The organism is Methylomonas sp. Uni0011 (assembly GCF_056850255.1).
This window is the reverse complement of sequence record NZ_JBVVNO010000001.1, coordinates 166,072-184,771: the sequence shown is the minus strand read 5'-3', so window position 1 is coordinate 184,771 and position 18,700 is coordinate 166,072. Positions and strand designations below refer to the sequence as shown.

General features: G+C 54.7%; 19 protein-coding genes and 1 tRNA gene. 17 read left to right on the top strand and 3 right to left on the bottom strand.

Features of this window, described 5'->3' with window-relative positions; all coding sequences use genetic code 11:
• Positions 1-20 precede the first annotated feature (20 nt).
• From AC0IM9_RS00805 to AC0IM9_RS00790, 4 genes are all read left to right on the top strand, one after another.
• Positions 21-338 carry a hypothetical protein gene (locus tag AC0IM9_RS00805; protein WP_482802706.1) on the top strand — a complete coding sequence of 106 codons (318 nt, stop codon included), beginning with the start codon at positions 21-23 and terminating at the stop codon, positions 336-338.
• A 41-nt stretch (positions 339-379) separates the two neighbouring features.
• Positions 380-1,141, top strand: a complete 762-nt coding sequence (locus AC0IM9_RS00800; RefSeq protein WP_186289506.1) for a complement resistance protein TraT — start codon at positions 380-382, stop codon at positions 1,139-1,141.
• 151 nt (positions 1,142-1,292) lie between these two features.
• Positions 1,293-2,384, top strand: coding sequence for a redox-regulated ATPase YchF (gene ychF / locus AC0IM9_RS00795; protein WP_278212108.1), 1,092 nt, complete (start codon positions 1,293-1,295; stop codon positions 2,382-2,384).
• Between the two features lie 54 nt (positions 2,385-2,438).
• Positions 2,439-2,515, top strand: a tRNA-Met gene (locus AC0IM9_RS00790).
• A 91-nt stretch (positions 2,516-2,606) separates the two neighbouring features.
• Here the strand turns inward: AC0IM9_RS00790 and nadB are convergent.
• Positions 2,607-4,253: an L-aspartate oxidase gene (gene nadB / locus AC0IM9_RS00785; RefSeq protein ID WP_445370477.1), complete on the bottom strand. Its 1,647-nt coding sequence runs from the start codon at positions 4,251-4,253 to the stop codon at positions 2,607-2,609.
• Positions 4,254-4,382: 129 nt separating this feature from the next.
• On the opposite strand from nadB, the gene rpoE reads away from it, so the two are divergent.
• From rpoE to AC0IM9_RS00740, 9 genes are read left to right on the top strand one after another with little or no spacing between them, the layout of a single operon-like run.
• Positions 4,383-4,973 carry an RNA polymerase sigma factor RpoE gene (gene rpoE, locus AC0IM9_RS00780; protein ID WP_140911532.1) on the top strand — a complete coding sequence of 197 codons (591 nt, stop codon included), beginning with the start codon at positions 4,383-4,385 and terminating at the stop codon, positions 4,971-4,973.
• Positions 4,974-4,983: 10 nt separating this feature from the next.
• Entirely contained in the window at positions 4,984-5,487 is a 504-nt protein-coding gene (locus AC0IM9_RS00775) for a sigma-E factor negative regulatory protein (protein ID WP_445370478.1), read from the top strand.
• A gap of 4 nt (positions 5,488-5,491) precedes the next feature.
• Positions 5,492-6,433 (top strand): MucB/RseB family sigma factor regulatory protein, encoded by a 942-nt coding sequence (locus tag AC0IM9_RS00770; RefSeq protein WP_140911530.1) that lies wholly within the window; start codon positions 5,492-5,494, stop codon positions 6,431-6,433.
• A gap of 38 nt (positions 6,434-6,471) precedes the next feature.
• The gene (locus tag AC0IM9_RS00765; RefSeq protein WP_140911529.1) at positions 6,472-7,875 is read left to right on the top strand and encodes a DegQ family serine endoprotease; all 1,404 of its coding nucleotides are present in this window, start codon (positions 6,472-6,474) and stop codon (positions 7,873-7,875) included.
• A 13-nt stretch (positions 7,876-7,888) separates the two neighbouring features.
• Positions 7,889-8,797: a cysteine synthase A gene (cysK, locus tag AC0IM9_RS00760; RefSeq protein ID WP_482802705.1), complete on the top strand. Its 909-nt coding sequence runs from the start codon at positions 7,889-7,891 to the stop codon at positions 8,795-8,797.
• A 41-nt stretch (positions 8,798-8,838) separates the two neighbouring features.
• Entirely contained in the window at positions 8,839-10,086 is a 1,248-nt protein-coding gene (locus AC0IM9_RS00755; RefSeq protein ID WP_482802704.1) for a hypothetical protein, read from the top strand.
• Positions 10,079-11,140: a hypothetical protein gene (locus tag AC0IM9_RS00750; protein ID WP_482802703.1), complete on the top strand. Its 1,062-nt coding sequence runs from the start codon at positions 10,079-10,081 to the stop codon at positions 11,138-11,140. The genes AC0IM9_RS00755 and AC0IM9_RS00750 overlap by 8 nt, the downstream gene beginning before the upstream one ends.
• Positions 11,127-11,846, top strand: coding sequence for a DUF4136 domain-containing protein (locus tag AC0IM9_RS00745; RefSeq protein WP_482802702.1), 720 nt, complete (start codon positions 11,127-11,129; stop codon positions 11,844-11,846). Before AC0IM9_RS00750 ends, AC0IM9_RS00745 begins: the two co-directional genes overlap by 14 nt.
• A 29-nt stretch (positions 11,847-11,875) precedes the next feature.
• A complete protein-coding gene (locus tag AC0IM9_RS00740; protein ID WP_482802701.1) occupies positions 11,876-12,418 on the top strand; it encodes a hypothetical protein in 543 nt (180 codons plus the stop codon).
• Here AC0IM9_RS00740 and AC0IM9_RS00735 read toward each other — a convergent pair.
• A complete protein-coding gene (locus tag AC0IM9_RS00735) occupies positions 12,415-13,329 on the bottom strand; it encodes a carbohydrate kinase family protein (protein ID WP_482802700.1) in 915 nt (304 codons plus the stop codon). The genes AC0IM9_RS00740 and AC0IM9_RS00735 overlap by 4 nt on opposite strands.
• 19 nt (positions 13,330-13,348) lie before the next feature.
• Positions 13,349-14,824: a RimK family ATP-grasp domain-containing protein gene (locus AC0IM9_RS00730; protein ID WP_482802699.1), complete on the bottom strand. Its 1,476-nt coding sequence runs from the start codon at positions 14,822-14,824 to the stop codon at positions 13,349-13,351.
• A gap of 106 nt (positions 14,825-14,930) precedes the next feature.
• Between AC0IM9_RS00730 and AC0IM9_RS00725 the strand changes: the two genes are divergently transcribed.
• The 4 genes from AC0IM9_RS00725 (at position 14,931) to alaC (ending at position 18,678) form a co-directional block, all read left to right on the top strand.
• Entirely contained in the window at positions 14,931-16,022 is a 1,092-nt protein-coding gene (locus tag AC0IM9_RS00725; protein ID WP_482802698.1) for a DUF2817 domain-containing protein, read from the top strand.
• Complete coding sequence (locus tag AC0IM9_RS00720; protein WP_445370489.1) at positions 16,019-17,119, top strand: peptidase C39 family protein; 1,101 nt, start codon at positions 16,019-16,021, stop codon at positions 17,117-17,119. Before AC0IM9_RS00725 ends, AC0IM9_RS00720 begins: the two co-directional genes overlap by 4 nt.
• Before the next feature lie 98 nt (positions 17,120-17,217).
• The gene (locus tag AC0IM9_RS00715) at positions 17,218-17,382 is read left to right on the top strand and encodes a hypothetical protein (protein ID WP_482802697.1); all 165 of its coding nucleotides are present in this window, start codon (positions 17,218-17,220) and stop codon (positions 17,380-17,382) included.
• 111 nt (positions 17,383-17,493) lie between these two features.
• Positions 17,494-18,678 (top strand): alanine transaminase, encoded by a 1,185-nt coding sequence (gene alaC / locus AC0IM9_RS00710; protein WP_482802696.1) that lies wholly within the window; start codon positions 17,494-17,496, stop codon positions 18,676-18,678.
• The last annotated feature ends 22 nt before the right edge of the window (positions 18,679-18,700 follow it).

Sequence of the window (18,700 nt, the reverse complement as noted above, 5' to 3'; positions counted from 1 at the left end):
GGTATCTGGGAGGAGATCGAATGAAACAAATGTTACCGCAGTGCGTTTTATCGCTGGGATTGATATTAGCAAGTTGGGTGGTGCAGGCCGATCAAGCCAGCGACATGCAAAAAATGCTCAACGATCAGGTTATGGCCAAACCCTTCAGCGTTGAGGACGAAGCCAAACTCAACAGCTACATCGAAGAAGCGACGAAAAGAGGTACGCCACCGAAGTCCGAGCCCAGTAAATACTGGCGCCGCGGTTACACCTGCAACGATTTACGGCGTTACTCTTGGAACGATTACCGGGATTGCAGTTATTACTACCGTTATTACGGCTATTATTGGCCTTACTAAATTGCAATTTTATTTTTGGATCAATTCATTTGGAGATATAGATGGCTATTGCTCGAAACACATTCATGAAACTTGCCGGTGCGGCGGCTGTGGCCGCAATGTTGGGCGGGTGTGCCGCCGTACACACATCGATTGCCAAAAAGGACCTGGACGTCCAAACCAAGATGAGCGACACGATATTTCTCGATCCGGTCGGGCCGGAACAGCGCACCATCTTTCTCGATGTGCGCAATACCTCGGACAAAGCCAATTTCGACGTGATGTTACCGGTGAAACAAGCTCTGCAGTCCAAAGGTTACATCATTTCCACCGATCCGGAAGCGTCGCATTATTGGTTGAGAGCGAATGTGCTCAGTGTCGATAAAGCCAGTCCCACCGCGGCGGAATCGGCGTTGCATTCCGGCTACGGCGGTTCGTTGGCGGGCGCAGCGGCCGGTGCGGCAATCGGCGGCGGCCTCGGCGGTTGGTCGGGAGCCGGTATTGGCGGTTTGGCCGGTGTCGCGGTTGGCGGCGCCATCGAAACCATCGCCGATGCTGCAGTCAAGGACGTAACCTACATGGTGGTCACCGACATCGAAATCGCGGAAAAGGCCAAAAGCGGTGTTGTCGTCAGGCAGGACAGCCAACAGGACGCCAAGCAAGGCATCGGCGGTTCGCGCCGGCAAACATCTTCGGAAGTCAGCGACCGAAAAAAATACCGCACGCGGATCGTCAGCACTGCCAATCAGGCCAATTTGGAATATGAGGCGGCGGCGCCAAGCTTAACCTCCGGTTTGGTCAGATCGATCTCCGGTTTGTTCTAAAACGCTTTTGCTTCTATCCGATACCTTTGCTGCGCCAGCTGTCCAGGCGAGGGTATCGGTTCTCAATTCGTAAAATCGCTGTATAATCCGCCGCCTCTCCAACCCGGCCATGTTGTGCCGGACATTCCTGTCAAATTTCGAAATTATTGCTATGGCACTTCATTGTGGAATCGTCGGCTTGCCCAACGTCGGCAAATCAACCCTGTTCAACGCGCTGACTAAAGCGACCATCGCTGCCGAGAACTATCCTTTCTGCACCATCGATCCGAATGTCGGAGTGGTTCCGGTACCCGATCCGAGGATGGATAAACTGGCTGAAATCGTCAACCCGGAGCGGGTATTGCCTACAACCATCGAGTTTGTCGACATCGCCGGACTTGTGGCTGGCGCCTCGAAGGGCGAAGGTTTGGGAAACCAGTTTCTCGGCAATATCAGAGAAACCGATGCGATCGTGCATGTGGTGCGCTGTTTTCATGACGATAACGTGATTCACGTTGCCGGTAAGGTCGACCCGGTCAACGATATTGAAGTCATCAATACCGAATTGGCCTTGGCCGACATGGCTTCGGTGGAAAAAGCCTTACAGAAATCGGCCAAGGCTTCCAAATCAGGTAACAAAGACGAGTTGGCCAGAAAGCAGGTGTTGGAACGGGTCCTGGAACACCTGAACGCCGGTGAACCGGTCCGCACCTTGGGGCTGAGCGAAGACGAAGCTAAATTAATTAAGGAATTGTGTTTGATCACGATCAAGCCCACCTTATATGTGGCGAACGTGCAGGACGACGGCTTCGAAAATAATCCGTTGTTGGATAAGGTAAAAAGCTTTGCCGACGGCGAAGGCTCTAAAGTGGTGCCGGTATGTGCTGCGATCGAGGCCGAAATCGTACAGTTGGACGACGCGGAAAAGGTCGAGTTTCTCGCGGATTTAGGTTTGGAAGAGCCCGGCTTGAACCGGGTGGTGCGAGCGGCTTACGAGTTGTTAAATCTTTCAACCTACTTCACGGCAGGGGTCAAAGAAGTCAGAGCATGGACGATTCCGGTCAATGCGCTGGCGCCGCAAGCAGCCGGCGTGATTCATTCGGATTTTGAAAAAGGCTTTATCCGGGCCGAAGTAATTTCGTATCAAGATTTTGTCAATTACAAAGGCGAACAAGGTGCGAAAGATGCCGGCAAATGGCGTCTGGAAGGTAAGGAATATAAAGTGCAGGACGGCGATGTGATGCATTTTAGGTTCAACGTTTGACAAGGTTTTGACGCGTCAGTATAATGATTGCTTGTTTCGTTGAACAAGATTTGTGGCGACATAGCTCAACCGGTTAGAGCGCGGGATTCATAACCCCGAGGTTCCAGGTTCGATTCCCGGTGTCGCCACCATTTAAAGCAAGGGCTTGAGATTTTCTCAAGCCCTTTTTTTATGCGCGTTCGTCGTCCCGCCCGTGGGTAAGGCTTTGTCAGGGTTGGTCGATTATTGGTTGGTCTGTTCGGGGGTTAGTACCGTGTTAGTCGGGACGCGGCTGTTGTCCGGAGCCGGGTAGTCCTTGGTGTAATGCAGACCGCGGCTTTCCTTGCGTTGCTGTGCGCAGCGAATGATCAGTTCGGCAACAATTACCAAGTTGCGAAGCTCTAGGAGGTCGCTGGTAATGCGGAATTGGCCGTAGTATTCGGCGATTTCGTCTTTCAGCAACACCAGTCGATTCATTGCCCGTTCCAGACGCTTGTTAGTCCGGACGATACCCACGTAGTCCCACATAAAGCGGCGTAATTCGTCCCAGTTGTGGGCTATCACTACTTCCTCGTCCGAGTCGCTGACTTTGGATTCATCCCAGTCGGGCAATGCTATCGGTTCCGGCAGTTGGTCGAAAATCCGCCGGATATCCTGGTTAGCTTGTTCGGCGAAAACCAGGCATTCCAATAACGAGTTGCTGGCCATGCGGTTGGCGCCGTGCAAACCGGTGCAGGCAACTTCGCCGATGGCGTATAAACCCGGAATGTCGGTACGGGCATTCGCGTCCGTAACGACGCCGCCGCAAGTATAATGAGCGGCCGGAACCACTGGAATGGGTTGCTGGCTGATGTCGATGTCCAATTCCAGACACTGCATGTAGATGGTCGGGAAGTGCTTTTGAATGAACTCTCGGGATTTGTGGCTGATATCGAGATACACGCATTCGATACCGTGCTTCTTGATTTCGCTGTCTATGGCACGGGCGACGATGTCGCGCGGCGCTAATTCCATACGTTCGTCGTAGCGGCGCATGAAGCGTTCGCCGTCCGGTAAAATCAAATGACCGCCTTCGCCGCGTACCGCCTCGCTGATCAAGAAAGAACGGGCAGTGGGATGATAGAGGCAGGTCGGATGAAACTGCATGAATTCCATGTTTGCCACTTTACAGCCCGCCCGCCAGGCTAGCGCGATACCGTCGCCGGTGGAAATGTGCGGATTGGTCGAATATAAATAGACCTTGTTGGCGCCGCCCGTGGCAAGTACCACGATTTTTGCCGCTATCGTCTTGATTTTTCCGGTTTTGCTGTCCAGAACGTAGGCGCCGCATATTCGCTGTTGCTCAGCCCCCAGCTTGGTCGCGGTGATTAATTCCACGACATTGTGGTATTCCAGCAAATTGATGTTGGGATGAGCTTTGGCCCGGTCGATCAAAGACAGCGATACGGCTTTGCCGGTAGCGTCGTCACTGTGTACGATACGCCGGTGGGAGTGTCCGCCTTCCCGGTTAAGATGCAACTGTTTTACACCGTCGGCGTCGTGTTCTTCGGTAAAGTTGACGCCTTGAGAGCGGAGCCATTCTATACTTTGCCGGCCTTGGGCGACGGTGAGGCGGACTATGTTAGGGTCACACAGCCCGGCGCCGGCGATTAAAGTATCCTCGATATGCGATTCGATGGAGTCGTGACGGTCGTCGAATACCGCTGAGATCCCGCCTTGGGCGTAGTAAGTGCTGCATTCGGTCAGCGCAAATTTCGCCAGCACTGCGACTCTAAACCGATCCGCCAAATGTAGTGCCAAGCTCAGTCCGGCGCCACCGCTGCCGGCAATCAAGACGTCGTAGTGAAGGTTTGCGTTTGGGACGGTATTGCTATGGGTCAAGGTCGTCAAGTTGATCAGCGAAGGAAAAAGTTCAAACCGGCCGGGAATAATATCTTGTTTTATCTGGCCGGCAATTTTTTTTGTATTGCCAGAACTAATAAGGTTTAATTCTGTCCATCTCATCAGAAAAATAGAGCAGTGAACGAACAAATTAGCAACACCGAAGATGTCGATCAGAGCTTGGTGCGGAGGGTGCAGCAAGGTGATAAATCCGCCTTCGATCTTTTGGTTTTAAAGTATCAGCATAAGATCGTCCACTTGGTGAATCGTTACGTTAAAGATCCCAGTGAAGCGCAGGATGTGGCACAAGACACCTTTATCAAAGCCTACCGGGCTCTGGGCGATTTCCGCGGAGAGAGTGCCTTTTACACCTGGCTTTACCGGATCGCGATAAATACAGCTAAGAATTATCTTTTGTCGCGCTCCCGTCGCCACTCCGATTATGAGATCGACGTTCAAGATGCGGAGCAGGTGGAAAACGCGCCGCAATTGAAAGATATAGAAACGCCCGAGCATCAACTGATGAACGAGCAAATTGTCGCTGTAATACGAGCGGCTATTGAAAATTTACCGGAAGAAATGCGAATAGCAATTACTCTCCGAGAATTCGAAGGGATGAGCTATGAAGAAATAGCCGAGGCTATGGATTGCCCTATCGGCACCGTGCGTTCGCGGATTTTTAGAGCCCGCGAAGCCATTGACCAAAAATTAAACCCATTGCTCGACTAAAGGTGTATCGATGCAGGAACAACTTAACGAAAAACTATCGCAATTCATAGACGACGAACTGGATGGCGCGCAATCGCTGGAGTTGCTGACGGCCGTTAGCGAAGACGACGCCCTGAAAGACAAGCTAAGGCGCTATCAAATTGCCAGTCAAGTGTTGAAAAGTAGTGAGTATTCGCTGGTGAGTAGCGATTTTGCCGACAAAATCCATCAGCAATTACGTCATGAACCGATTTATTTCATGCCGCGACAGAAAGCGGCGATAAAGTGGCAAAAAGCCGGGCTTGCGATCGCTGCATCTGCAGTCCTCGCCGTTGTCTGGCTAGCCAGTAAAGTCGAGCCTAGGCAAGCTAATCCGTTCAGTGCCGTCGGCGTGGTGGCGCATAGCGGTTCGGAGTCAACTGAAATGCACGCCCGTTTTAAGGACTATTTGCAGGCTCACGACAACACGCTTTACGTAAACACGGTGCAGGCGGCGCAACCTTATGCGCGGGTGGTGGGATATTCGCAGGAATAAGGACGTGAGATTATTACTGGTTGTTTTGATCGGCTTGATCGCCGAAACCGCTGCCGGCGACAATCTTACGGCGGTGCAATGGTTGGATAAAATGAATCTGGCGATGAAAACCCTCAATTACGAGGGTACCGTAATTTTCATGAAAAACGGCCAGATCGAAACCATGAAATATCGACATAGCGTCGATAACGGTGTCTCGCAGGAACGCTTATCTTCCTTGAACTCGCCGATGAGGGAGGTGACGCGCAAATCCAACGAAGTCACTTGTGTGTTCAAGGAAACCAGCGAAAAGGTGATTAACCACCATCCGTTGGACAGTTCTTTTATCATTAACATGCCGAGTAGTGCGGCGATGTTACAAAAGTCCTACAACTTGGAACTGGCTGGTCAGGAATCCGTCGCGATGTTGCCGGCGCAAATCGTTGCGGCGCAGCCGAAAGACCAACTGCGTTACCCGAGAAAAATTTGGATCAACACCCAAACCTTTCTGCCGTTGAAAATTGAAGTTTATGGCTTGGAAGGGCATGCTCTGGAACAAGTCATGTTCACCGACTTGAACACGCAGGCTGGAGCAGAACCCCTCAACGGCAATAACGTTGACGATAAGTTCCACACTAAACACATCCACAGCGCACAAGCCGAGCCTTTGGACAGCGCTACATTCGTTTTGAAAAATTGGCCTCAGGGTTTCGAGCCAGTCTTTTTTATCCGCAACTCGATCCAACAGTCGCAGAAAGCCGTAGACCATCTGTTGGTCAGCGACGGCTTTTCCACCGTTTCGGTTTACCTCGAAGCTAAGGAAGCCGATGGCATCAACGGTTTGCATAGTTTGGGAACTGTCAACTCTTTCAGCAAAGTGATAGACAATACCCAGATTACCGTGCTCGGCGAAGTTCCTGCGGAAACAGTCGAACTGATTGCCGGCGGCATCGCGTTTCGGCAATAAACGTCTTCTTATATTTCATTCGTACGTTTGGAGATTACATGCTTAATAAGCTGTTTTATGGATTTCTTATAATGCTTTTGGCGATCAACTCCGGTTACGCCCAACTGCCTGACTTTACCGAAATGGTGAAGACCAACGGCGATGCCGTGGTGAATATCAGCACCACCCAGAAAGCGACCGATTCGCAAGCCGGGGCCGACCCTCAGCAAATGCCGCAAGACATGCCGCCGGAGATGGAGGAGTTCTTCCGCCATTTCTTCCAGGGGCCGGGCCGAGGCTACACGCCACGGGAAACCAATTCGCTGGGTTCCGGCTTCGTCATCTCGCGCGACGGCTATATCCTGACCAATCATCACGTGGTGAATAATGCATCGGAAATCGTGGTCAAATTAAAAGACCGCCGGGAATTGATCGCCAAATTGATCGGTTCCGACGAAAGTACCGATGTGGCTTTATTGAAAGTCGACGCTAAAGACCTGCCGGTGGTGGAAATCGGCGCACCCGACCAATTGCAAGTCGGCGAATGGGTATTGGCGATCGGCACCCCGTTCGGTTTCGACCAGTCGGTCACCGCCGGTATCGTCAGTGCCAAGGGTCGCAGTTTGCCGGACGGCAACTATGTGCCTTTCATTCAGACCGACGTGGCGATCAACCCCGGCAACTCGGGCGGCCCGCTGTTCAACATGCAGGGCAAGGTGGTCGGCATCAACTCGCAGATCTATAGCCGCTCAGGCGGTTACATGGGATTGTCGTTTGCGATACCGATAGACGTGGCGATGAACGTGGTCGACCAAATCAAAAGTAAGGGCAAGGTTTCGCGCGGTTGGTTAGGCGTGCAAATTCAAGACGTTACTCGGCAATTGGCGGAGTCGTTTGGCATGGACCGTCCGCACGGCGCGTTGGTATCAAAAGTGATTCCCGGCGGTCCGGCCGAGAAAGCCGGCATCCAGATTGGCGACATCATTGTCGAATTTAACGGCCAAGTCATCGAAACCTCAGGCGAATTGCCGCCGCGGGTAGGCATGACGCCAGTCGATGAAAAAGCTAAAGTCAAAATCATTCGCCAGGGCGACAAGCAAGACATTACGGTAAAAATCGGCTTGTTGCCGGCGCAGCAAAGCATGGCGGCTGCCGGACCGTCGGCGGCTCCGGAGACTGCGGTGAACCGATTGGGGCTGGCGGTGGCTGATCTGACTGCTGAACAACGCCAACAGTTGCAGGTGGAAAAGAATGGGGTCCTGGTCCAGAAAGTCGGTAAAGGGATTGCCTTGGATGCAGGGATTCAGCCGGGCGATGTGATTTTGCGGATTCAAAACACCGTGGTGCGCGATGCCGCTGAATTCAACAGCATCGTCGCCAAATTACCGGTTGAAAAATCTATTGCGCTTTTGGTACAACGTAACGGCAGTCCGGTGTTCTTGGCTTTCAAAATCGAAAAATGATTGAGGTGACTCAATGCCTGCCGCCAGTAATGTAACTCAATTGATCGGCAACACGCCGTTGGTCAAATTGCAGAAAGTCGTCGAGGAAAACTCGGCGACGGTATTGGTCAAGCTTGAGTCGAGAAATCCCGGTGGCTCTGTAAAGGATCGCATCGGTTTAGCCATGGTGCAGGCGGCGGAAAAAAGTGGTCAACTGCGAGGTGGCGGGATCATTGTCGAACCCACCTCGGGCAACACCGGGATTGCTTTGGCGATGGTGGCCGCAGCGCGCGGCTACCGTTGTATTTTGACGATGCCGGAGACCATGTCGGTCGAGCGGCGGCAATTGTTGGCGCTTTACGGAGCGGAAATCGTTCTGACGCCCGGTGCGGACGGCATGAAAGGCGCAATTGCCAAGGCGCAGGAGATCGTCGCCAACCATCCCGGTGCATTTATGCCGCACCAGTTCGAAAATCCGGCCAATCCTGAGGTGCATCGACAGACCACCGCTCAGGAAATTTGGTCAGCCACCGACGGTCAAGTCGATGCGTTCGTCTGCGGGGTCGGTACCGGCGGCACCATTTCCGGCGTGGCTGATGTTATAAAAAACCGGAATCCGCAATTCAAAGTGATTGCAGTGGAACCGGCAGAGTCGCCGGTCATTTCCGGCGGTAGCCATTCTCCGCACAAAATTCAGGGGATCGGCGCCGGTTTCGTGCCGAAGAATCTGGAAGTCGATTTGCTCGACGGCATCGAACTGGTCAGCACCGAACAAGCTTTTTCGATGCGCAAACGCTTAATCGAAGAAGAAGGCATCATGGTCGGCATTTCCTCCGGGGCCAGCGTTTGCGGCGCGGTCAGGGTGGCCGCGCAAATGGGGCCAGGCAAGACCGTTGTCACCATCGTCCACGACACCGGCGAACGTTATCTCAGCATGAGTTGAACCCGAGTTCGGGTTTTACGCTGGTCATTAGAACAATAATTATGAACGACACCAGCAACAAGCACCGGCCCGGCGGGCCCGGCTATTTTCTGAATCGGATACAGACCCTATTCGTCAGCATGCTGCGCATCTGGACGATACCCATCGTTCTTATGTTGAGCGTTTCCTCCGGTTTTACCACTTATTACGGTCTGTCGCATTTCATCACCCCGTGGATCGCGCTGGTGATCACCGTCGCCATTCAATCCATCATCGTGATTTGCTCGCTGGAGATGGCCGGGATTCATTGGACAGCCAACCGGATTCGATATTTCTCGGTGGTGGCGTCGTTGACCGTGGCGATCGCCGCCTCGATCACTTTTTCTTATTTCAAGTTTTACGAAATATCCGAGCGCGAAACTCTGCACATCAACCGTCTGAATCAATTGCGCCAGCAGAGCAAGGACTATCTGGACGCCGTGCTGCAGATCAAGAGCCGAATCTCGCTCCAGCAAAAACAGGATTTGGATAAAGCCTCACTCGACGCCAGCCAAGCCTATTTCGGCACTCATAATCAGATCGGTCCCGGCTACAAGAATCAGGTCGGCGAAGGCCCGTTCTGGCGGCATTACAACCAGATTTACCAGGAAAAAAAACAGGCGTTGCAACAGCAGGAGCAAACCTTCCGCGAGCTGGACGAGCACATCCGCCAATTACACATAAATTTGAATCAGCTGGATGTCAGCAGCGACGAAGCTACCTACGCCCAATTTTTGAAGCACTACCAGGATATCCAACTGGGCGTGAACCAATTGGCCAGCAGTATGGGCGTGAGTCCGCCGGATGCGCCGTTGCCGATGACCTACAAACAATTCGTCGAGGACGTGAAACCGTCGTTTGCGATGTGGCGCGGATTTTCCTGGTTTGCTTTCGTCTGCGCGGCCATGGTGGATTTTTTTACCGTGCTGCTGTCGTACCGATTGGAGTTCACCGCGCCTGGGCCATTGACGGTGCAGGAGGAAGAATTGGTATTCGAATGCCTGCGCCAGTTCACCGAGTTTCGCATCAACCAGAATGACGAGCTGGAAATGGTGATCGAAAAATCCGATCTGGAAAAGGCCCGGCGCTATTCGGATTGGACCCGGATGTTTGTGGTCGGCCTTCTCCTTAGCCGCGGATTTTTGCGCAAAGTGGACCACCGTACTGTGGAGTTCGCGCCCAACCTGTATCCGTTGGTTGCCGAGAAAATGTCGGATAAAATCGCGGCTCTGAAACAAAAGGCGCTCACTGCGCCGGCCGGCCATGAATAGCTCAGTATCGGAACTGGATGCTTGGCTCACCGGCAGCGATCTGCAGGATGATTTAGGTGCCGATGACAGCTACTGGTTGGCCGGTTTCGATGCCGACCGCCAAGTAGTGCTGGTTAAGTTGGGGCCTTATCAAAAGCTGTATTTGCGGCCGAAGCAATTCATCAAGCGTTTTTACCACACGCTTTATCCGCTACCGGTGGAGTCCTGGCCTTACCGCCGGCAGATAATGCTGTTCGAAGGGTTTTGCACGCTGGACTTGGCGCTGGATTTGCGGTTTCAGGCGACATTCGATTACGCACAGAAAAATACCGAATTGTTGCCGGATATCAACGCCCATATCCGTAATGTCTACGCCGCTATGGTCGAGGATGCCGTCAATCTGGAATTGCAGACTCTGGCAGACGGCAACTGGGTCAATACCGGTCTGGCCGATGCCGAAAAACGCATCGCCCAACGCATCAACGAATTATTGGCGCAACAGCAGATTCAGTCTTTGGCGGTTTGCAGGTTGAACGCCGGTTTTGCCGAATTTCCCGATGTCCAGTTGGGGCGCGACGCCGTTTACGTCAACGTACTGAAAAAAACCTTCGAATTGAACCAGACCAAAAATCTGGAGTTGTCGCGACAACAGCGCTTGCTCGAAGAAGAGGAAATTCACGAAAAACGCCAGCAACTGGAACATTTGCGGCGGATGATCGATCTGGAACAACAGATGCAGGCGCTCGAAGCCGAAAAACAGCGGCGTTTGGCTGAAGACAAATTCGAGCAATTGACCCAGCAACTGGCAATCGAAAAACGGCTGCATGCCGAACAACTGCGGCACGATACCGAGTTACAGGAAATGCGCTTCGAAGCCGAATTGCTCAGCCAGGAAAAACGCCAGGTCCGGCAACGTAGTGCCGAGAACCGGCAATTGACCGACCAATTGGCGCACCGGGCGGGATTGCACGAGCAAGAAGTCTTGGCCGAACTTCGTATGCAGCAGCGGGCGCGAACTTTGATGCAGGAACACGATTTGGCAGAGCCAACAGGAGGCGAGCATGGAGAGGCTTAATTCGACGCTATTGATCGTCGTATTCGGCGTATTGATGGCAATGTTGAGTGGTTGTAGTGTTAATTCGACGCTACAGTTCCGTACCGAAATCGATGCTTTGGCCGCGCCCGGCGCAACGATCGGCAACCGTTTTCTGGTATTGCCGGGCAATCCGGGCGGTAACGAGCAGGATTTGCAATTCATCGAATTCAAAGGCTATATCGAAAAGGTACTGGCTAACCGCGGCTTCGTCAAAGCGGCAACAGCTCAGGACAGCGATCTGGTGGTGTTTCTCGGCTACGGCGTCGGCCAGCCGGAAGTGCACCAATACGCTTACGACGTGCCGATGTGGAACGATTGGGGCTACTTTTACCCGTACCGAAGATCATTTTATTACCGCGGGTTTTATCCGGGTTTTGCCGGCACCGGATATACCCAACGCATCGACACGTACACCACTTTTCGCCGCTATCTGACCTTGGAAGCCTGCGAAACCGGGCCTTATTTGACGCAGCAGCAACGCAAACAACTGTGGAAAACCAGCGTGCAGAGCAGCGGTGTTAGTAACGATTTGCGCTTGGTGTTTCCTTACATGGCTGCCGCGATGCAAGGCTATATTGGCGCCAATACCGGCCATATGGTGACGGTGGATATCGACGAAACCGATCCGTTGGCGCGCAGTTTATTGGGGCCGCTCCCGGCCGCCACACCGCTGCCGCCCCGGTAAAACACAATAATCACAGTCAGGAGCTCGCCATGAACAGATCGAACCTTTGCCGATACGGATTGGCCGTCGCTATCGGCCTGCTGAGCCAAACCGCATTTGCCGCCAAATACAATTTGGAACCGGGTGATGCGGTGCTGACCAATTGCCGCGACATTTACACCAAAGGCGAAATCAAGGCCAAAGTCGACGACGGCTACACCGTGCATTTTCCGAAGCACAGCGGACCTATCCATTGTCCGCCGTTTCGCTGGCATGCGGAGTTTGTACTACCGTTCCAGTCGGTGCCGGAGTACCGGCTGCAATTTCTGGGCGGACTGAAGCGGGATATCGTGTTCAAGCTCGGCGAACCGGTGACGTTTCGGGTGGAAACCGACAAGCGCGTCGTCAAAAACAGGAATTCGATCGATATTGACGCCCAAATCACCGATATCAGCGCCAACGGTGCGATTGCGGTCAAATTGCTCAGTACCGACCCGGAAGCGGCCGCGACTTTCTGGCAATGGATAGGCGGCAATTACGTCGATTTGCGCCACAAATACTTGGAACCGGAGCGGGCCAAGCGTTCTCGCTAAGGCGTCGGTTCGCTTTGCCACCGTTGCAACAGCGCGCGGTGGGCTGCCTTATCGGGTAAGCCGGGGCGGGCGCCCAAGCGGGTGCAACATAACGCGCCGGCGGCACTCGCATAACGCAGCAACTCGGGCCAGGCCAAACCGGCCGCCAAACCGGCGGCGAAGGCGCCGTGAAACGCGTCTCCGGCCCCGGTGGTATCGATCGCCGTGACCGGCGGCGCGGCCAAACGGCCTGCTTCCTGACCGGCCCGCCAAACCAGGCCGCGTTCTCCCAGCGTGACCACCACCCAGGGTGCAATTTCCGCCAACCCCGACAGCGCCGCGTCAATGCCTCCGGAATGCTGAAGCGCAAATTTTTCCGAACACACCAAGTAGTTTATTTTGTTCAGCAAGGCTTCGGTGCCGGAATGTAACGATCCGGCATCCAGAACGGTCGGAATCTTTTCGGCGGCGCAGCGCTCCAGCAAGCGCGCTGAAATATGCGGCTCGTGGCCGTCGCACAACACCACTTTGGGCCGGATCACCCCGAAGTCCACACTGTCTGCCGGTAGCGCTCGCGTGTCGCCTTTGTAACTAATCAACGCGCGCTTGCCGTCGGGCTTGACCAGTACTGCCGACAATGGCGTCGGCGAGTCGCCGCGGACGATGCAGCAGGTATCGACCCCATGGCTTAGCAATTCGCTTAAATGGCTATCGCCGTAGACGTCGTTGCCCAAATAGCCGCTGAATCCTGCGCGGTAACCCAGTTTCGCCACGGCGACCGCGGCGTTTGCCGCCGGGCCGCCGCCGCAGCCGAGCAATGCGTCGGCCACCGTTTTTTCGTCGGCTGCGGGATGGTGCGGTACGCTGAACACCAAGTCGTAGCTGGCATGGCCGACGCAAAGTACATCCAAATCAATCAAGTCCGGTTCCATATGCAGGTGCGGTTAGCGTTTAATCCAGGCCTTTGCTGCGGTTTTCCATCCGCCGCAACAATTCGCCGATGATGGCTCGGTACAATTCTTCGCCCAAATATTTGTCTTCGACGCCGCTGTCGATGCTGGGGTTGTCGTTGACTTCGATCACATAGCCTTTGCCGTTGATTTCCTTGACGTCAACGCCGTAGAGGCCGTTGCCGATAGGCTGGGTGGCTTTCAACGCCGCGTCCAGCACCGGCTTCGGTACTTCGAAGGTCGGCAGCGTGGCGAAATTGCCGCTGTCGGTGCGGTTGGTGCCGTGGCGGTAAATTTGCCAATGGTTTTTCACCATGAAATAGCGGCAGGCATACAGCGCTTTGTGGTTGAAAATGCCGATCCGCCAATCGAAATCGGTATAAAGAAACTCCTGCGCCAGCAATAAAGCGGATTGTTCGAACAATTCGGCGACCTTGGTTTCCAGTTCGGCCCGGTTATTGACTTTGACGATGCCGCGCGAAAAAGAGCCGTCCGGCACTTTAATAACGACCGGAAAGCCGGCGATGGCTTCCAGCTTGTCCAGGTGTTCGGTGTTGCCTTTATGCAGAATCCAGGTTTTCGGCGACGGCACTTTGTGGGTGCGGAACAGATCGGCCAGATAGACCTTGTTGGCGCAGCGTAGAATCGAGGTCGGGTCGTCGATCACCACCAAGCCCTCCGCTTCGGCCTTTTTCGCGAAACGGTAGGTATGGTGGTCTATTGCTGTGGTTTCGCGGATGAACAGGCCGTCGAACTCGGGCAGGCGGCCGTAGTGGTTGTGGGTGATCAATTCCACGTCGACACCCATTTGCCGGCCCACCGCGATGAACTTCTTCAGCGCGCCGCGGTTGCTGGGCGGCAGGGCTTCCGCCGGATTGATCAAGATCGCCAGATCGAAGCGCGCATTCTTGCGGGCCCGGCTTTTACGCCAGACTTTTTTGCTGAAGCGGTCCAGAGCCTCGGCAAACAGGGTTTGCATCGTGTCGTCCAACTGGCTGGGCGAAACCGCTTTCAAATCGGTGATTTGCCACTGTTGTTCCAGGCTCAGCGTGATTTCCAGAATCGGGCAGGCGAAACGTTCGAACAACAAGCGGGCCAGTTCCTGAAATGCCGGTTCCGGCGTCGTGCCGAAATAACTGTACAGCCGGTATTCGCCGGTCTGGTGCTGGTGCTTGAGGGCGCGGGCCAAGGGCTGGTTCAAATCCTCCAGCTGCAGTCGGTACAACGCATTTTTGCCCAGATCGTTGATGATCTTCACCGAGGGAATCACGTGGTGATTACGGGCTTCGGCCAGCAACGAGCAATAGTAACCGTCAGACAGATAGCTGTAGCTGCTGCACAGATTGATAACCCGCACCCGTTGGTCGGGGTCGGTCTGTTCCATGGCCAGATAGGTTTCGAAACTGACGACCTGCTCGCTGGGATAATAAGGGTTCCAGTCGGAAAGATTGTCGACGACCAGCAGCGTACTTGCCATGTTGCTCAAACTCGGTGGGTTGGGGAGGCTGAATTTTGAAACCAGACAGGTTTTTAAACAAGGAGTAATATTTCTGCTTTATCCGACCGAGGCTGCTTGCTGCGAAATGTCCTATTCCTATGCCGATATCGATGCCAGCGTTTTTCCTGCCAGTTATGCCGAAGCCAGGCAACAGTGGTTACAACGGGTGGCCGCACTCGATTGCCCGATGCAATTACAGGCGTTTCCCTGTTCCGGCCTCGGGCCGGACGGCGAAGCGCTGGTAACCGATAGCGTCTGGTTGGGCGATGCCGATGCCGCCAACGTCGTGGTGGTATTGGCTGCCACTCACGGCATCGAAGGATTTGTCGGTAGTGCCGGCCAAATCGATTTGCTCGATTCGTTGCGGGCCGGGCGGGTAGTCATGCCACAGACAAGCGCGGTTTTGTTGGTACACGCGTTGACACCCTGGGGTTACGCCTGGCTGCGGCGTTGCGACCGGGATGGCGTCGATTTGAACCGGAACGCGGTGGACTTTTCGGCGCCGTTGCCGGAAAACCCGGATTACAAGCGGCTGCGAGAGGCCATATTTCAGCCCGACGCCGAGCAACGCCGCCAGGCCTTCGCCGATTATGCAGCGCAATACGGCCGGGTCGCGTTGGAGCAGGGCATCAGCGGCGGCCAATACACCGATCCGGAAGGCCCGTTCTACGGCGGCCGGGCTCCGGCACACGGCCGCTTGGTGTGCGAAGCATTGATCAGCAAATATGCGCTGCAGCAGCGGCGGTTGGCGGTCATCGACTTGCACAGCGGGCTGGGGCCTTACGGTTACGGCGAAATCATTTGCGACCACGCGCCGGACAGTCCCGGTGCGGCAGTGGCCAAGCGTTGGTATGGCGATTCGGTGACCTTGCCGCTGGCCGGTACCTCGAGTTCGGTGCCGAAGCTGGGCCTGTTGGATTATCTGTGGCACGCGGCGATGACGCCGGAAAGCTGCTATGTCACTTTGGAGTTCGGCACCTTCAGCACCGACCGTTTGTTCGAAACCCTGCTGCGCGACCACTTGATCTGGGCCCAGGACGGGAACGGCGCCGAACGGCAGGTGCACGCCCAGCTCATGCTGGCTCACTTTTGCCCGGCGGCAACGGCCTGGAGAGAAATGGTGTTGTTCCGCATCCGCCAAGTGATCGGTCAGGCTTTGCCGGGAGTCTCGGTTTGAATATCGGCTTGCGGCCGGCGCAAAACGCCGATCTGGCGGCCTTGGTCGCTCTGGAAAACGCCAGTTTCAATACCGATAAATTGAGCCGGCGCAGCTTCAAACACTGGTTGGCCAGCGAGCACCGGGCGTTGTTACTGGCTGAATACGATGGTCAAACGGCCGGCTATATCCTGATCATTTACCATCCCGGTACCCGGCTGGCGCGGATTTATTCGTTGGCCGTGGCGCCGCAATTGCGCGGAAACGGTATTGCCAAGGCCTTGATGCTGGCCGGCGAGCAAGCGGCCGAAGCCGACGGCCGCCTGTATTTGCGGCTGGAAGTCAGCGTCGATAATTTGCCGGCAATCGGACTTTACGAGACCTTGGGATACAAAAAATTCGGCCTGTACCGCGACTATTATCAAGATCATAAAGATGCCTTGCGCTACCAAAAGCGCATTCGCCGTTACCACGACCAGCCGCAGCAGCGACCGGTACATTGGCTGCGGCAAACCACGCCGTTTACCTGTGGGCCGGCCTCTTTGATGATGGCGCTGCACGCGTTAAACAAGCAGTATTTGCCGTCGCGGGAAGAGGAAATCGAAATCTGGCGCGAAGCGACGACGATTTTTATGACCTCGGGCCACGGCGGCTGCCATCCGTTGGGGCTGGCATTGGCCGCAAAACGCCGGCAATTCGCCGTCGAGGTTTGGATCAACCAAAGCGGACCGCTGTTTATCGACAGCGTGCGCAGCGAGGATAAGAAACAGGTGGTCGAATTGGTCGACAACCGCTTCAAACACCTGGCGGCCGAGCAGGGGGTCGCCGTGATTTACGCCAATATCACCCAGAACGATTTGACCGCCGCCTTCGAGGCCGGAGCGATTCCGTTGATTTTGATCAGCACCTTCGCGATGGATCGCAAGAAAACCCCGCATTGGGTGGTCATGAGCGGTTTCGATAAAGACTGCCTGTACATGCACGATCCTGATCCGGAAGAGGGCCGGCAAAGCGAGCTGGACTGCCAATTCATTCCGATCGCGCGTGAGGATTTCGACCGGATGTGCTGTTTCGGCAAGAGCCGTTTGCGTACCGCGGTGATTGTCAAAGCCGGTTGACCCGTGTCAGGCCGCGCCTAACAATTTCGCAGCGCATTCTCTTCCGCCGCGGCAGCGGCTAAAATACGCCACTTTCAGCCAGCGGAACCGAAACCGAAATGCATCCCTCTGATCGAGACGAACACAAAAAAGTGAAAAACATTGCCGCCATCGTTTACCTGTTGGTGTTGGGGTTTCTGGTCGGCGGTTCTTATCTGCACCAGCAACGCACGGAAACGGCGGCGGCTAGTCCGGAACTTGCGGCGAAACCTCAGCCGCAATAAACCCTGAATCCCGGATATTGCCCGGCGAATTGACATCGCCAGGCAACAACAGTAACTTAGCCGGCTTTCTCAAAAAAGCCGTTCGCAAAATCTGACCAACAAGAGCCGTTAATGGAAGAATTTCACCGCATCAGCCGTCTGCCGCCTTACGTATTCAACATCGTCAACGAACTGAAAGCCAAAGCGCGCGCCGCGGGCGACGATATCATCGACTTCGGCATGGGCAATCCCGACCAACCGACGCCGAAGCACATCCTGGACAAGATGGTGGAAGTGGCGCAACGCGGAGACACCCACCGTTATTCGGTGTCGAAGGGCATTCCGCGCTTACGCAAGGCCATTTGCGGCTGGTACAAAAAGCGTTTCGACGTCGATCTCGACCCCAATACCGAAGCCATCGTCACCATCGGCTCGAAAGAAGGTTTGTCGCATCTGGCATTGGCAACTCTGGGCCCTGGCGATGTGGTATTGGTGCCGAATCCGGCTTATCCGATCCATCCCTACGGTGTCGTAGTCGCCGGTGCCGACATTCGCCACGTGCCGCTGACTCCCGGCGTCGATTTCTTCGCCGAATTGCAGAAAGGCATCGACGAGTGCTGGCCGAAGCCGAAAATGCTGATTTTGAATTTTCCGGGCAACCCGACCTGCCAATGCGTGGAATTGGACTTTTTCGAAAAAGTCGTCGCCATCTGCAAGGAACATAACATCTGGATCGTGCACGACATCGCCTATGCCGATATCGTGTTCGACGGCTATGTCGCGCCGTCGATTCTACAGGTGCCGGGTGCCAAGGACATTGCTGTCGAGTTTTTCACCCTGTCCAAAAGCTACAACATGCCGGGCTGGCGGATCGGTTTCATGTGCGGCAATCCGACCTTGGTCTCGGCATTGACCCGGATCAAGTCGTATATGGATTACGGCGCATTCACGCCGATCCAGGTGGCGGCGATCACCGCGCTGGAAGGCCCGCAGGATTGCGTGCAGGAAATCTGCGACATGTACAAATCGCGCCGCGATGTGTTGTGCGACGGCCTGAACGCGATGGGCTGGCTGGTCGAAAAACCGAAGGCGACCATGTTTGTCTGGGCCAAAATCCCGGAAGCCTACCGCGAGATGGGCTCGATCGAATTTGCCAAAAAACTGATCATTGATGCCAAAGTCGCGGTATCGCCCGGCATCGGCTTCGGCCAATTCGGCGACGACCATATCCGTTTCAGTCTGATCGAAAACGAGCAACGCACCCGCCAAGCCTTGCGCAGCATCCGTAATATGCTGAAAAAAGACAACGTTGTATAATCGCCCGCCGTTTTGGGTAAAC